This is a genomic window from Streptomyces cinnabarinus, assembly GCF_027270315.1.
GTDB classification, from domain to species: Bacteria; Actinomycetota; Actinomycetes; order Streptomycetales; family Streptomycetaceae; genus Streptomyces; species Streptomyces cinnabarinus.
The window spans coordinates 4,161,790-4,174,968 of sequence record NZ_CP114413.1 but is presented as its reverse complement, the minus strand read 5'-3'; the positions used below and the strand labels follow the sequence as shown (position 1 = coordinate 4,174,968).

The 13,179-nt window shown below is 74.2% G+C and carries 11 protein-coding genes; 5 read left to right on the top strand and 6 right to left on the bottom strand.

The genetic code is table 11. The features are described from left to right. Positions 1–20: 20 nt before the first annotated feature. Positions 21–2,540 carry a helicase C-terminal domain-containing protein gene (locus tag STRCI_RS18705; protein ID WP_269660108.1) on the bottom strand — a complete coding sequence of 840 codons (2,520 nt, stop codon included), beginning with the start codon at positions 2,538–2,540 and terminating at the stop codon, positions 21–23. 121 nt (positions 2,541–2,661) lie between these two features. Between STRCI_RS18705 and STRCI_RS18700 the strand changes: the two genes are divergently transcribed. Both STRCI_RS18700 and STRCI_RS18695 read left to right on the top strand, forming a co-directional pair. Beyond that, positions 2,662–3,624, top strand: a complete 963-nt coding sequence (locus STRCI_RS18700; protein ID WP_269660107.1) for a hypothetical protein — start codon at positions 2,662–2,664, stop codon at positions 3,622–3,624. Positions 3,625–3,647: 23 nt separating this feature from the next. Beyond that, positions 3,648–4,295: an HAD family hydrolase gene (locus tag STRCI_RS18695; RefSeq protein ID WP_269660106.1), complete on the top strand. Its 648-nt coding sequence runs from the start codon at positions 3,648–3,650 to the stop codon at positions 4,293–4,295. Here the strand turns inward: STRCI_RS18695 and STRCI_RS18690 are convergent. Then, positions 4,274–4,522, bottom strand: a complete 249-nt coding sequence (locus STRCI_RS18690; RefSeq protein ID WP_041819783.1) for a hypothetical protein — start codon at positions 4,520–4,522, stop codon at positions 4,274–4,276. The genes STRCI_RS18695 and STRCI_RS18690 overlap by 22 nt on opposite strands. A 165-nt stretch (positions 4,523–4,687) precedes the next feature. Between STRCI_RS18690 and STRCI_RS18685 the strand changes: the two genes are divergently transcribed. Beyond that, on the top strand, positions 4,688–5,071 hold the full coding sequence (locus STRCI_RS18685; protein WP_269660105.1) for a cold-shock protein: 384 nt from the start codon (positions 4,688–4,690) through the stop codon (positions 5,069–5,071). 9 nt (positions 5,072–5,080) lie between these two features. Here the strand turns inward: STRCI_RS18685 and STRCI_RS18680 are convergent, their stop codons facing one another. The 4 genes from STRCI_RS18680 to STRCI_RS18665 form a co-directional block, all read right to left on the bottom strand. Beyond that, positions 5,081–5,920: a 1,4-dihydroxy-6-naphtoate synthase gene (locus STRCI_RS18680; protein WP_269660104.1), complete on the bottom strand. Its 840-nt coding sequence runs from the start codon at positions 5,918–5,920 to the stop codon at positions 5,081–5,083. Beyond that, entirely contained in the window at positions 5,917–6,606 is a 690-nt protein-coding gene (locus STRCI_RS18675; RefSeq protein WP_269660103.1) for a futalosine hydrolase, read from the bottom strand. The genes STRCI_RS18680 and STRCI_RS18675 overlap by 4 nt, the downstream gene beginning before the upstream one ends. A gap of 23 nt (positions 6,607–6,629) precedes the next feature. Beyond that, positions 6,630–7,118: a DUF2771 domain-containing protein gene (locus STRCI_RS18670; RefSeq protein ID WP_269660102.1), complete on the bottom strand. Its 489-nt coding sequence runs from the start codon at positions 7,116–7,118 to the stop codon at positions 6,630–6,632. Positions 7,119–7,179: 61 nt separating this feature from the next. Continuing rightward, entirely contained in the window at positions 7,180–8,607 is a 1,428-nt protein-coding gene (locus tag STRCI_RS18665; protein WP_269660101.1) for an MFS transporter, read from the bottom strand. A 273-nt stretch (positions 8,608–8,880) separates the two neighbouring features. On the opposite strand from STRCI_RS18665, the gene STRCI_RS18660 reads away from it, so the two are divergent. Further along, a complete protein-coding gene (locus STRCI_RS18660; RefSeq protein WP_269660100.1) occupies positions 8,881–9,807 on the top strand; it encodes a DUF3027 domain-containing protein in 927 nt (308 codons plus the stop codon). A 117-nt stretch (positions 9,808–9,924) separates the two neighbouring features. Continuing rightward, a complete protein-coding gene (locus STRCI_RS18655) occupies positions 9,925–13,029 on the top strand; it encodes a sacsin N-terminal ATP-binding-like domain-containing protein (protein WP_269660099.1) in 3,105 nt (1,034 codons plus the stop codon). Positions 13,030–13,179 lie beyond the last annotated feature (150 nt).

Sequence of the window (13,179 nt, the reverse complement as noted above, 5' to 3'; positions counted from 1 at the left end):
GGGCGTGGATCACACCCCGGCTACTCCTCCGCAAGCTCCGCCACCCCCGTCACCCGGTGCAGCGGATAGGTGCGGACCTCGTCCGCGGTGTGGTCGTAGGCCGTGACGAAGCCGCCCTCGACGCGGATGGGGGCGATGACGCGCTGGCTGGCGGCGCCCTCGGCGTTGACGTAGCCGATCCAGAGGGCCTCGCCGGTGAGGACGGCGGCCTGCATGGTGGCGAGGGTCTCGGCGGAGCCGGTGCGGGGGAGCTCGCCACCGGCCAGCGGGGTCTGCTTGCGCGGGGTGGTGGAGGCCAGGTCGCCCGCCCGGATCGCGCGGATCGCGGCCGAGAGGAGGGTCGCGTCCGGCATCGGCGGGCCGTCGGGGACCGGCTCGGGCGCGGTGCGCGGCGGGGTGCGGTGGGCCAGGGCCCGGGTGATCAGCACGTCGCCCTCGGCGGACTCCGCGGCCGGGGCGAAGCCCATCGCACGCAGTCCGTCCAGCAACCCCGCCGGATCGGCCTGGGCGGCCAGCACGGTCGGCGCGAGCCGGCGCAGCCGCAGGCCCGCGGCCCGCTTGTCGGCGAGGATCTCGTTGAGGACGGCGTCGTCGTCGCAGCGGACATAGGCGGAGGCCGCCCCCACCCGCAGATGCCCGTGCTTACGGGCCACGTCGTCGATCAGATACGTCAGCGGCTGCGGCACCGGCGTGCGCGAGTGCACGGTGAGGAAGGCGTGCAGGTCGGCGGCGGCCTGCCCGGAGTCCAGGGCACGGCGCACCGAGCCCGGCGTGAAGCGGTAGACCGTGGCGCCGCCCTTGGACTCCACGTCCGCGAGCACGCCGAGCATGTCGGCGAGGGGCCGCCGGAGCGGGCCGGGGGCCACCGCGGTCAGGTCCGCCTGGAGCAGGACGTGGTCCAGCGGCTCGGGGAGCAGCGGCGCGAGCAGCCGGGCGGCCCTGGCGGAGGCGGTGGCCTGTTCGGGCGGGGAGAGGGCGGCGACGGGGGCGGTGCGGTGGTGGTGGACCGGGAGCTTGTCACCGGGGCCGGTGGGCTCCGGCTCGGGCGTGTGGCCCTTCGCCTCCGGCAGGCCCAGCAGGGCACGGCCGTGCGCCGACAGGGCGCCGCGGCCGGTCACCCCGAGCCGCTCGGCCTCCACCAGCGTCCACTCGGCGAGCTGTCCGCGCGGGTCCTCGTCCTGCTGCGGCCCGCGCAACGGGCGCTCCCAGCGCAGCCGCGCCAGCACCGACTCCGGGCTCGGGGCGGCGCCCTCCGGCAGCCCGGCCAGCAGGGCCAGCACCCGGTGCCGTACCTCGGGGGCGGCGGAGCGGTCCAGGCCGGGGCCGAGCGCGGAGAGGGTGCGGTCCTTGGCGTCCCGGCCGCCGACCAGGCCCGAGGTCCGGGTCGCGGTCAGCCAGGTCCGGGCCAGCTGCGCCCAGCGCAGGTCCGGTGCCTGCTCCAGCCACTCGTCGTAGGCGGGGGTCGCGGCGTAGCGCTCGTCCGCCTCGCCGTCGGAGGCGAGCAGTCCGGCGGCGTGGGCGAGCTCCACCCAGAACGCGGCGACCGGTTCGGCGACGTCCAGGGCCACCGCGGTGCGCTTGAGGTCACGGACGCTGAGCCCGCCCGCCCGCAGCACCGCCGGGCCGCCCTCGTCCCAGTCCTTCAGCAGCTCCTCCACGGTCGCCAGTGCCGTGTACGCCTCCCCGGCCGCCGTCGCGTCCACAACCTGTGGACGGTGGGTGGCCGCGGCCTCCACGGCGGGCGGCAGCGGCTCGGTGGCCCGGTGCGCGCGGCCCTCACGCAGATGCAGGGCCACCTCGCGGGGCAGTACGACCGTCCCCGGCGTCGTCGGCAGCAGCAGCCCGCGGTCCAGCAGCCAGCGCAGCCGGGCCGCCGGATCGGCGGTGACCTGCCCGTACGGAGGGCCCCAGACCAGGCGGGACAGCACCTCCAGAGAGTCCGCGGAGGCCCCGGCGAGCAGCGCGGACATCCTCCGCCGGTCGCCGAACAGGGCGGTGAGGTCGGTCACCGCGGAGACGGCGTCGTGGGTGGAGGGCAGCCCGGCGGCGGCGACGATCTCCTGGATCCGGCCCGGGGACATGCCCGCGGTGGCCTCCCGCACCGTCGGACCGAGGCCGGTCGGGGACGGGTGCTGCGGGGTGGGCGTGAGCAGCTCGCGGGCGGTGCGGACGAGCCGGAGCCGGTCGTCGTCGCCCCAGACGAGGGCCTGCTCGCGCAGCAGCGCGACCGCCCGGGGCAGGGCGCCCTCGACCGCCGGGTCACCGCCGTCACCCGCCATCAGCGCGAGCAGTTCGCCGTACGGCGCCGGGTCGGCGGCAACGGCCAGCGCCTCGGCGGTCTGCAGCGCGAACCGGTCCAGGCGCTCCAGCGCGCGCACCACGGAGGCCCGGGTCCCGGCCCTCGTCGCGAGCTGCGTGAGGTCCGTCGGCACCGGGGTGATGAGGTCGGGGCGGCTGCGCAGGAGTACGGCCAGGGAGGCGTCGTCCCGCGCGCGGAGCGCTTCCGCGAGGGAACGGGGCGAGGGTGCCGGATCGCTCATCCGGCCCACGTTAGCGGTTGGGTGTGTCGGTGGGCGCGGCTGCGCGCGACCAAGATGTCCGCCCCGGCGCGGTACCTTCGTGCCGACGGGGTTTCAACATTCCGACCCCGGAGGGGACTTCGTGGGTATTGAGAGCGATCAGGTCGTCTACGAGTATCTGAGCCGCGTCGGTGACGTGGCCCAGCAGCGGCAGTTGCCCTCGGCGACCCGGATGCGGCTCGTGTCCGAGCTGCGCAACGAGATCGACCGGCGCCGCGCCAAGGTCCCCGTCGACTCTCCCGCCGCCGTCCGCCGCATCATCGACCGCCTGGGCACCCCGGACGAGGTCGTCACCGCCGCCGGGGCCACCGGGGGCGCACCGCGGGCACCGGCCGCCGCCGTGCCCGTGCAGCCGGACCGGGAGGAGAAGCGGCCGCGGCGGATCGTGCCCCGGCCGCGGCGCGCCGAGGCCGAGTCCCCGGCCGCCGACGTGCCCTCGCCGCCCCATCTCGCCGGTACGCACGAGTTGGGCGACAGCGCCCTTCAGCCCGACTGGTGGCGGGTGGACTCCAGTCCGTTCGGAGTCGGGGACGAGGTCCCGGGGTTCGTCGGCGGGGTCGAGATCCCCGAGCTGCTCCGGCCGCCACCGCCGAAGGAGCCGAAGAAGCGGGCGGAGGAGCCCGCCGCCGTCGAGCGGGCCGAGGAGGAGGAGACCGAGGCGGCCCCCACGCGGCGCCGCCTGCTCGGGGTGGCCCTCCCCGCCCGCAAGAGCTGGCAGAACCCGCTCCTGCTGCTCGCCGCCGTGCTCCTGCTCACCGGCGCCGTCATCGGCAACCTCGTGGTGCTGATCCTCGGCTGGCTGCTCGCGTACGGCTCGCGCAGGCTCACCGACGCCGAGAAGAAGGGCGCCGTCCTGGTGCTCCCCGGGCTCGCGGTCACCGCCGGGATCGTGTGGCTGTGGGGCCGTACCGAGGGCCGCTGGGGCGAGCCGGTCGCCGAGGGCCGGATGAACGACGCGCTCGCCGAGACCTGGCCCTGGGTGGTGCGGGGCGCCGCGGTCGCCTCGGCGCTGTACCTGGTGTGGCGGTCGCAGAGGCGGAAGTAGGCCCGCCGTACGAGGTGGGCACAATGGCCCATATGGCCTCCACCGCGAACCCCGCGCCCGCGCTCACCGTCGGCTTCGACCTCGACATGACCCTGATCGACTCCCGGCCCGGCATCCACGCCACCTACACCGCACTCGCCGAGCGCACCGGGACCTACGTCGACGCCGATCTCGCGGTCACCCGGCTCGGGCCGCCGCTGGAGGAGGAGCTGGTCAACTGGTTCCCGGCGGAGCGGCTCACGGAGATCGCCGAGCTGTACCGGGCGATGTACCCGGAGTTCGCCATCGCCGCGACGCCCGCGCTGCCCGGCGCCGCCGAGGCCGTCACCGCCGTACGGGAGGCCGGCGGGCGGGCGATCGTGGTCACCGCGAAGTACGAGCCGAACGCCAAGCTGCACCTGGAGCACCTCGGCATCCGGCCCGACGCGGTGATCGGCGACCTGTGGGCGGAGCGGAAGGCGGAGGCACTGCGCGAGTACGACGCCGGGGTCTACGTCGGTGACCACCTGGGCGACATACGCGGCGCCCGGACCGCCGAGGCGCTGTCCGTCGCCGTCGCCACCGGGCCCTACGACGCCGACGCCCTGCGCGCGGCCGGCGCCGACATCGTCCTCGCCGACCTCACGCGCTTCCCGGCGTGGCTCGCGGGCTACTGGCCGGCCCGCGCCTGACGGCGCCCCGCCGCGATCGACCGGAAGACGCCCGCGCCCGCGATCAGGAAACCGACGCCCATCAGCATGCTCAGCCCGAACATGTAGGTCGGAAATGGCGTCGATCCGAGCAGCAGCGGGGCCACCGTGACCACAGTGGCCACGGCACCGATGATGAACACGACCCCACCGACTCGGATCAGTCGGTCACCGGGCGCGGCGGAATTCGTTTGGGTTTTGTCACGCACCGGACCAGGGTAGTTCCCTGCCCGAAGGAACAACCGGGGGACGTCTTGTCACCCGCCCGAAGACCATTAGCCTTGGTACCGGCGGGTCGAGGTCGACCCGCCCGAGTGCTATCAAGAGCCGTTTTCCGAAGCAGTTTTCCGACGAGTACGAGGACGAGGACAGACGTGCCTACCGGCAAGGTCAAGTGGTTCAACAGCGAGAAGGGCTTCGGCTTTCTCTCCCGCGACGACGGCGGTGACGTCTTCGTCCATTCCTCGGTCCTCCCCGCCGGAGTCGAGACGCTCAAGCCGGGCCAGCGAGTGGAGTTCGGGGTCGTCGCCGGTCAGCGCGGCGACCAGGCGCTCTCCGTCACCATTCTCGACCCGACCCCCTCGGTCGCGGCGGCACAGCGCAAGAAGCCCGACGAGCTGGCCTCGATCGTGCAGGACCTGACGACCCTGCTGGAGAACATCACCCCGATGCTGGAGAAGGGCCGCTACCCCGAAAAGACCTCCGGCAAGCAGATCGCGGGCCTGCTGCGCGCGGTCGCCGACCAACTCGACGTGTAGGCAAGCCCCTCAGGGGAACGCGAGCGCACCCGGGCCGAGGGGCGGCAGCAGTCCCTCGGCCGCCGCACGGGTCAGCAGACCGCGGACCGCCGCGTAGCCGTCCTCGCCCAGACCCGCGGTGAACTCGTTGACGTACAGCCCGATGTGCTGGTCGGCGACGGCCGGGTCCATCTCCTGGGCGTGCTCCATGACATAGGGCCGGGACGCCTCGGGGTCGTCCCAGGCGGCCAGCACCGAGGCGCGGATCGACTCGGCGAGCCGGGTCAGCCGCTCGGTGCCCAGGGAGCGCTTGGCGATGATCGCGCCGAGCGGGATGGGCAGCCCGGTGCTGTGCTCCCAGTGCTCGCCCATGTCGGCGAGCTTGTGCAGACCGTAGTTCTGGTACGTGAACCGCGCCTCGTGGATGACCAGTCCGGCGTCCACCTTCCCGTCCCGCACGGCCGGCATGATCTCGTGGAACGGCAGCACCACGATCCGCCCGACACCGCCGGGCAGGGTGTCCGCGGCCCACAGCCGGAACAGCAGATACGCCGTCGACCGCTCGCTCGGTACCGCGACCGTACGGCCCGTGAGGTCCAGGCCCGGCTCCCGGGTCAGCACCAGCGGCCCGCAGCCCCGGCCCAGCGCCCCGCCGCAGGGCAGCAGCGCGTACTGGTCGAGGACATAGGGCAGCACCGCGTACGACACCTTCAGCACATCGAACTCACCGCGCTCGGCCATGCCGTTGGTGATGTCGATGTCCGCGAACGTCACGTCCAGCCCGGGCGCGTCGGGCACGCGGCCGTGGGCGAGGGCGTCGAAGACGAAGGTGTCGTTCGGGCAGGGGGAGTAGGCGATGCGCAGGCTCATGCCGTGTTCCAACTCTCCAGGACGGGTGCGAGCTTCCCGAAGCCCTCGGTGAGCGCTTCAAGCGCCTCGCCGATGCGCCAGGCGGCGCGGTCGCGGGGGCCGACCGGGTTGGAGATCGCACGGATCTCCAGCACGGGCCGCCCCTGGGCGTCGGCCGCCTCGGCCACGCCGAAACCCTCCATGCCCTCGGCCAGGGCGTCCGGGTGCCGGGCGCGCAGCGCGTCGGCGCGGGCGGCGGTGCCGGTCACGGTGGAGACGGTGAGGACGGTGCCGGAGCGGGCGCCGGTCGCCTGGACGGCGTCCCGTACGAGTGATCGCGGGGGAATGTGCGTGACCAGCCCGAACCCCAGTTCTGTGACGGGGAGGAAGCCGTCGGCGGTCTCGGCGCCGAGGTCGGCCACGGTGATCGTGCGGGAGACGACGAGCGAGCCGACGGGAGCCCCGGGCTGGAAGCCCCCGCCGATCCCGGCACAGACCACGAGACGGTAGGGGCGGCCCTTGAGCGCGGCGGCGGTGAGCGCGGCGGCGGTGGAGGCGGCGGCAGCGGCGGGGCCGACACCGGCGGCCAGCAGATCACAGCTGCCGCTCGTGCGGACCAGGCTGACGCCGGGACGGTGCACGTGCTCCACGGTCCCCGGGAACGCCCGTGCCACCGCGTCCCGTTCGGCGGGAACCGCGGTGGCCACGAGGATGCGTGCCAGGGGCGCGATCAGTCGTCCTTCTTCAACTTGAAGGACCACAGACCGGTGACCACCTGGCTCTGCTCCTCGCCGTCGCCGGCCTTGATGGAGACCAGGGTCGAGTCGCCCTGCGCGCCGTACTGGGCGTTGAAGAACACGCTGCCCGGGATGGTGGTGTAGGTCTTGTCGAAGTCCTCGGTGAGCGGCTGGCCGTTCATCAGGATCGTCCAGCGCTTGTCGGCGATCTCCGGGTCGACACCGATGCGCACGGTCTCGTCCGGGTCGACGGTGATGGACTTGATGTCGGTGTCCTTCAGGCACTCCGTCAGGTCCGCGGTCTTGAGGGCCTCGCCCTCGCCACCGCAGGTGGCCTCCTCGCTGACCGAGGACGAACCGACAGTGATCGTGGCCATCGGCGTCGGCTTGTCGCAGGCCGACAAAACGAGCAGTCCGGCGGAAACGGCGCCGACGGCGGCGACGGCGCGGCGGCGTCGCAGGGCGGATTGCAGCGTGGTCATGGGCGAAGGCTATCGGGCGCGTCCTGTGCTCTCTTTACGTGGGGGTACGGCGTGCCGTGCGTTACGCCACCCTCGTACGCGGGGTACCGCCGCCGTGCCGGGCCGAGCCGATCAGGCCACGGACCGTGGTGAGCCAGCCGGCGGCGACGATGGCGGCGCCCACCGACAGGCCCAGGGTGCCGTTCAGGGGCAGCACGATGCCGATGGCGCCGCCGAGCACCCAGGACATCTGCAGCAGCGTCTCGGAGCGGGCGAAGGCGGACGTGCGGACCAGCTCCGGCACGTCCCGCTGGATCAGCGCGTCCAGGGACAGCTTGGACAGCGCCTGCGAGAACCCGGCGACCGCGGTGAGGACGGCCACCAGCGCGGGGCTGAAGAAGACCGCGGCGGTGATCGCGGCGCCCAGCACACAGGCCACCACGACCACGATGATGATCTCCGGGGCGCGCGATCTCAGCCAGGCCCCGACCGCCGTGCCGCAGGCGTTGCCCACCCCGGCCGAGACGGCCACTATCCCCAGCGACACCGCGGCGCTCTGCCCGGCCAGCGGATGCTCACGCAGCAGGAAGGCCAGGAAGAAGATCAGGAAGCCGGACAGACAGCGCAGGGAGGCGTTGGCGCCCAGGGCGTGGGTGACGGCCGTGCCGACTGTGCGCAGCCCCGGCCGCTTGACCGGCTTCAGATGCGGCCCGTGCAGATGCTGGGCGTCCGCCGCCAGCAGCGCGGTGTCCTCGCCCTTGGCCGAGTCGACCTTCGCCGGCAGCGTGAACGACAGGAACGTCCCCACCATGAAGATCGCGAAGGCGCCGTAGAGCGGCCAGCGCGGTCCGATGGCCTGGAGCCCGGCGCCGATCGGCGCGGCCACACCGGTGGCGAGCAGCCCGCCCAGGGTGACCCGGGAGTTCGCCTTCACCAGCGAGAAGCGGGGCGGCAGCAGCCGGGGCACGACCGCGCTGCGGACCACGCCGTACGCCTTCGACGCCACCAGGACGCCGAGGGCGGCCGGATACAGCCCGATATTGCCGGTGATCACCGCGCCGGACAGGATCAGCGCGAGGAAGGCGCGGGCCAGCATCGCGCTCGCCATCGCCGCCCGGCGCCCGTGCGGGACCCGGTCCAGCAGCGGCCCGATCACCGGGGCGAGCAGGGTGAACGGTGCCATGGTGATGCCGAGGTACAGGGCGACCCGGCCCCGGGCCTCGTCGGTGGGGACGGAGAAGAAGACCGTGGAGGCCAGGGCGACGGTGATCATCATGTCCCCGGCGCCGTTCACCCCGTGCAGCTCGATCAGCTTGCCGAGCCCCGACTCACCGGCGCCCTGGGCGTGGGTCGCCTTGCGGATGCCCCGCGCGGTGCCGGTGACCGGAAGATGCAGGGCACGTCCGACGGAGCGGACGGCACCGCCGACTCGGCCCGAACCGCCGCCTCGACTGCGGCCCCTGTCCCCACCGATCCCGGTGGCTCCCTGAGGCGTCCGCGCGGCTGCCACGACGTCATAGTGCCCCGAGATGGGCCTGCGTAGTGCGGTTACCGCGCGTATGGGCGCGGCTTTGTCAGTGGTTTGCGACCGTCGGTGTAGGCCGAGCGCCGGTGAACAGGTAGCGTGCGTATCTCGGCCATCCCGCAGAATGGATGGTGACAGGTGCGCCCGAGTGCGAGGGGGCGCGGACGTCGACGCGGTCCTTCGGTCCGCTCCGTCCGCCCGCCCCGCCGCCTTCAGGCAGCCGCACCAGAGAGACGGCGTAGGAGAGAAGCGATACCTGTGAGCGCAGCGACCACGCGAAGCCGCACCCCCGACCGCCTGTGCGCCGAGGCGACCGACCTCGCCCGCACCGCCGCCGAGGAGGCCGCCGCGCCCGGCGTCGTCGGGGAGCACGCGGGCCTGGTCTCCGAGGGCGACCGCGTTGTCACGCACTTCTTCGAGTGCAAGGAAATGGGTTACCGCGGCTGGCGCTGGGCCGTCACCGTGGCCCGGGCCTCCCGCGCGAAGATCGTCACCCTGGACGAGGTCGTGCTCCTCCCCGGCCCGGACGCCCTCCTCGCACCCGAGTGGGTGCCCTGGAGCGAGCGGCTCCGTCCCGGCGACATGGGCCCCGGCGATCTCCTGCCCACCGACGCCGAGGACCTCCGCCTGGAGCCCGGCTACTCCGGCGAGGACGAGCCGGTGCCCAGCTCGCCCGTCTCGCACGAGATGGCCGAGCTGGTGGAGGCGGAGGACGCCGAGGTCACCGGCGGGACCCCCGCGAACCTGCCGGTCGCCCCGACCCGTGGCTCCATCGCCGCGGTCGCCGAGGAGCTCGGCATGCGCCGGGCCCGGGTCCTGTCCCGCTACGGCCTCCATGTGGCCGCGGACCGGTGGGAGGAGTCGTTCGGCGCGAAGACACCGATGGCGCAGGCCGCCCCCGCCGCCTGTGTCAGCTGTGGCTTCCTGATGCCGCTGGGCGGCTCACTGGGCCAGGCCTTCGGTGTCTGCGCCAACGAGTTCGCCCCGGCGGACGGCCGGGTGGTCTCCCTGACCTACGGCTGCGGCGGCCACTCCGAGGCGGCCGTCATGCCCAAGCCCCCGCAGCCGGCCGCACCGGTGATCGACGAGACGACGGTCGACCCGTTCCCGCTCCGCCCGGCCTCCGACTCCGGCTCGGTTCCGGCGGTGTCGGACGAGGACGCGGCGGATCTCGGTCACTCGTAGGTTTGCCCGGGGGCGGAGTCGGGTCACTCGCAAGGCACGGCAGGTAAGTTTCAGCCTGCCCGGCGCCAACCCATCCGCACCGGACACATCGGCGGCCCAGCGATGAGTGGAGTGAACGTGAGCAAGTTCGTGCGGCCGGCCGTCGAGGGAGCGGATCCGTTCGGGACCGCCCGGCTGCGGCGCGGGGTGCTGGACGCCTGGGCCACCAGCCCGGCCCGGTTCCGGGAGGACGCCAACGCCGAGGAGGACCTCGTCCTCGGCGGCTACCGGGACCGTCTCGTCGTGGAGCTCGCGCAGAACGCCGCCGACGCCGCCGCCCGCGCGGGCGTGCCCGGACGGCTCCGGCTCACCCTGCGCGACGGCGTCCTGGTCGCCGCCAACACCGGCGCCCCGCTGGACGCCGCCGGTGTCGAGTCGCTCGCCACGCTCCGCGCCTCCGCCAAACGCGACACGCCGTCCATCGGCCGCTTCGGCGTCGGTTTCGCCGCCGTCCTCTCCGTCACCGACGAACCCGCCGTGGTCGGCCGGCACGGCGGGGTCCGCTGGTCCCTGGCCGAGGCTCGGGAACTCGCCGCCGACACCGCCCGGCACAGCCCCGGCCTCGGCGACGAGATCCGGCGCCGCGACGGACACGTACCGCTGCTCAGGCTCCCGTTCGCCGCCGAGGGCACCGCCCCCGCCCCCTACGACACGGCCGTCATCCTGCCGCTGCGCGACACGGCCGCCGCCGACCTGGCCGAGCGGCTCCTGCACGCCGTGGACGACGCCCTCCTGCTCGCCCTCCCCGGGCTCACCGAGGTCGTCGTCGAGACCGACGCCGTGCGGACGATCAGTCGCCGCTCCGAGGACGCCTGCACCGTCGTGGAGGACTCCCGGGACGGCACCACGCGCTGGCACACCGCCGCCGCGCACGGGCCGCTCACCCCCGAGCTGCTGGCCGACCGGCCGGTGGAGGAGCGGCTGCGGCCGCACTGGTCCGTCACCTGGGCCGTGCCCGTCGACGCGGACGGGGCCCCGCTCCGGCCGCGCACCAGCCCCGTCGTGCACGCCCCGACCCCCAGCGACGAGGCCCTCGGGGTGCCCGCGCTGCTCATCGCGTCCTTCCCGCTGGACACCACCCGGCGGCGCGCGGCGCCCGGCCCGCTGACCGACTTCCTGGTGGAGCGGGCCGCCGACGCCTACGCCGCCCTGCTCGCCGCATGGCGGCCGGTGACCGCCGGGATCATCGACCTGGTGCCGGGCCCGCTCGGCAAGGGCGAACTGGACGGGGCGCTGCGGGCGGCGGTCCTTCAGCGGCTGCCGCGCACCGCGTTCCTGCCGCCGGCCGCCGAGGCCACCGACGACCTCCCCGAGTCGCTGCGGCCCCGGGAGGCGGAAGTGGTGGAGGGCGCCGGCGCGGAGACCGTACAGGTCCTCGCCGAGGTGCTGCCCACCCTGCTGCCCGCCGGTCTGGAGCGCCGCGTGGAGCTGCGCACGCTCGGGGTCGCCCGGGTGCCGCTGACCGACGCCGTCGACCGGCTGGCCGGCCTGGAGAAGGACCCCGGCTGGTGGCGGCGGCTCTACGACAGCCTCGCCGGGGTCGACCCCGACCGGCTCACCGGGCTGCCCGTGCCGCTCGCCGACGGGCGGACCACCATCGGCCCCCGCCAGATCCTGCTGCCCTCCGCGGACGGCGCCGGGATCGAACCGGAGGTGCTGGCCCGGCTCGGTCTGAAGGTCGCCCACCCGGACGCCGCCCACCCGCTGCTGGAGAAGCTCGGCGCGCTGCCCGCCACCCCGCGGGCCGTGCTGACCACCCCGCAGGTACGGGCCGCGGTCGCCGCCTCCCTGGACGACGAGGGCGGCCTCGACTGGGAGCAGGACACCCTCGACGCCGAGGAGCTGGCCGACACCGTGCTGGCCCTGGTCCGGGACGCCGACCTCGAACCCGGCGACGAGCCCTGGCTCGGCGCACTCGCCCTGCCCGACGAGGAAGGGGAGTTGGCGCCCGCGGGCGAACTGGTCCTGCCCGGCAGCCCCTTCCACCAGGTCATGCGCGAGGGCGAACTCGCCGCCGTGGACGCCGAACTGGCCGACAAGTGGGGCGAACAGCCCCTGGCGGCCTGTGGGGTGCTGGCCGGATTCGCGCTGGTCAGGGCCACCGACGTCGTTCTCGACCCCGATGAACTGGAGCCCCGCGACGGGGACTTCGCCGAGCCCGACGACGCCGGGCTGCTGGACGCCGTGGACGTGTGGAGCGAGGACATCCTCGACCGCTTCCCGGACACCCCGGTGCCGCCCGTCGCCACCGAACTGGTCGCCGTGCGCGACCTGGACCTGGTCGACGACGACAAATGGCCCCAGGCCCTCGCCCTGCTGGCCCGGCCCCCGCTCCGGGACGCCCTCACCCAGCAGGTCCGCATCCTCCTCCCGGACGGCACGCACGAGGTCGTACGGCCCTACACCGCCTGGTGGCTGCGCGGGCACCCGGTGCTCGACGGCCGCCGCCCCGCCGGGCTCCTCGCCGTCGGCGGCGACCCGCTGCTGCGTGGCCTGTACGACGAGGCCGACGCGACCGGGTTCGACGACGAACAGGTGCTGCGGGCGCTGGGTGTGCGGACCTCCGTCGCCGCGCTGCTGGACGAGCCGGGCGGCGCCGCGGAGCTGCTGGACCGGCTGGCCGATCCCGAACGCCGGGTGACCGGCGCCCAACTGCACGCCCTGTACGGCTCCCTGGCCGACCTCGACCCCGAGCAGGTGACCCTGCCGGACGAGTTGCGGGCCGTGGTCGACGGCCGGGTCGAGGTGGTGGACGCGGCCGACGCCGTGGTCGTCGACTCGCCCGACCTGCTCCCCTTCACCGAGGGCGTCCCGCTGCTCCCGGTACGGCCGGCCCGCGCCGCCGAACTGGCCGAGCTGTTCCAGGTGCGGCGGCTGAGCGAGTCCGTCACCGGCGAGGTCGACTCCGAGGGCACCGAGCACGACGTACCGGAGTCGGTGGCGGTGCTGCTGGGGCCGCGGACGCCCTCCTCGTACGTCGAGCACGAGGAGCTCGTCGTGGACGGTGTGGAGATCGACTGGCGGCTCACCGACGACGGCGTCCTGCACGCCGCGACCCTGGAGGGCGTCGCCGCGGGACTCGCCTGGGCGGCCGGGCAGTGGCCGCGCCGCTTCGAGGTGGCGGCGCTGCTGGAGGACTCCTCCCGGACCCAGGAACTGGCCCGGGACCGCTGGTTCGACTGACCCTCGGCCGGCCCCGCAAAACTCCTCACAAAATTTTCGTACGACGTACAACCATTCGCACGAGTCGCAGATCTGATCATGCGAGCCAACAGGCTCCACGATCACTTGGGCCCCGGCCGACGACGAGCCGTAGGGAACGACCACCGTCGG

Coding starts and splice junctions, on each gene's coding strand:
- STRCI_RS18695 (WP_269660106.1), top strand. CDS start 3,648: ATGGCCCATATGGCCTCCACCGCGAACCCCGCGCCCGCGCTCACCGTC.
- STRCI_RS18670 (WP_269660102.1), bottom strand. CDS start 7,118: ATGACCACGCTGCAATCCGCCCTGCGACGCCGCCGCGCCGTCGCCGCC.
- STRCI_RS18680 (WP_269660104.1), bottom strand. CDS start 5,920: ATGAGCCTGCGCATCGCCTACTCCCCCTGCCCGAACGACACCTTCGTC.
- STRCI_RS18705 (WP_269660108.1), bottom strand. CDS start 2,540: ATGAGCGATCCGGCACCCTCGCCCCGTTCCCTCGCGGAAGCGCTCCGC.